Raw genomic sequence first — 1563 nt, 5'->3', positions numbered from 1 at the left:
TACGGGGGTACGGGACGCGCAGCGCGTTCCTGGGCTGCGTTCGATGCGATCACCCGGACCCTGGAAACCATGGAGAAGGACGAGACCCTACTGGTGCAGTCGGGTAAGCCGGTGGGTGTCTTCCGCACGAATGAGTGGGCGCCCCGTGTTCTCCTCGCCAACTCCAACCTCGTCGGTGATTGGGCTACGTGGCCTGAGTTCCGCCGGCTCGAGGCTGAGGGCCTGATGATGTACGGCCAGATGACGGCCGGGTCCTGGATTTACATCGGCACCCAGGGCATCCTGCAGGGCACCTACGAAACCTTTGCCGCCGTCGGAAATAAGCTCGCTGCGGAGGGCCGCCACCCCGCGCCTGCCGCTGAAGGTTCCACGGAAGGGCCGCTCGCCGGTACCTTGACCCTGACCGGTGGCTGTGGTGGCATGGGCGGTGCCCAGCCGCTGGCCGTGACGTTGAATGATGGCGCGTGCTTGATTGTTGATGTGGATGAGTCCCGTCTGCGTCGGCGTGTGGGTAAGCGGTACCTGGACGAGGTCGAAACCGATCTGGACACCGCGATCGCCAAAGTTCAGGCCGCCAAGGACGAGCGTCGTGGCTGGTCCGTCGGTTACGTGGGCAACGCCGCTGAAGTCTTCCCCGAATTGCTGCGCCGCCATAAGGCCGGGGAAGTCACTTTTGATGTGGTCACGGACCAGACCAGTGCGCATGACCCGTTGTCTTACCTGCCGGAGGGCATCACCGTGGCCGAGTGGCACACCGAAGCCGAAGCGGATCCGGAAGGGTTCACCAAGAAGGCCCAGGCTTCCATGGCCCGCCATGTGCAGGCGATGGTGGAGTTCCAGGACGCCGGAGCTGAGGTCTTTGATTACGGAAACTCGATCCGTGACGAGGCCCGTAAGGGCGGGTACGACCGTGCGTTCGAGTTCCCCGGTTTCGTCCCCGCGTATATCCGTCCGTTGTTCTGCGAGGGCTTGGGCCCGTTCCGCTGGGTCGCGCTCTCGGGCGATCCGGAAGACATCCGCGTCACCGATGAAGCCATCAAGGAGTTGTTCCCGGAGAACAAGCACCTCCACAAGTGGATCGACGCCGCGGCGGAGCGGGTGGAGTTCGAGGGCCTGCCGGCACGTATTTGCTGGCTCGGGTATGGCGAACGCGCCAAGGCCGGGTTGTTGTTCAACCAGCTCGTCGCCGAGGGCAAGGTCAAGGCCCCGATCGTGATCGGCCGTGACCACCTGGATTCAGGGTCCGTGGCGTCCCCGTACCGTGAGACCGAGTCGATGAAGGATGGCTCGGACGCGGTTGCTGACTGGCCGCTGCTGAACGCACTGACTGCTGCATCCTCGGGCGCTACCTGGGTGTCCATCCACCACGGTGGTGGTGTCGGTATTGGCCGGTCCATCCACACTGGCCAGGTTTCCGTCGCTGACGGCACGGAACTGGCAGCCCAGAAACTGGAACGGCTCCTGACCAACGACCCCGGCATGGGCGTCATCCGCCACGTCGACGCCGGCTACGACCGCGCCATCGACGTCGCCAACGAACGCGGCGTCCGCATCCCCATGAAC

Annotated in this window: 1 protein-coding gene; it reads left to right on the top strand. The window is 64.5% G+C overall.

Features of this window, described 5'->3' with window-relative positions:
• On the top strand, positions 1 to 1563 hold a 1563-nt coding region (hutU, locus tag PV760_RS21400), incomplete at both ends, for a urocanate hydratase (protein WP_354628655.1).

This window comes from Paenarthrobacter sp. CC6 (assembly GCF_040560085.1).
Classification (GTDB): Bacteria; Actinomycetota; Actinomycetes; order Actinomycetales; family Micrococcaceae; genus Arthrobacter; species Arthrobacter nicotinovorans.
Note: the sequence above shows the minus strand (reverse complement) of the source record. Positions and strands in the feature narration are given on the sequence as shown.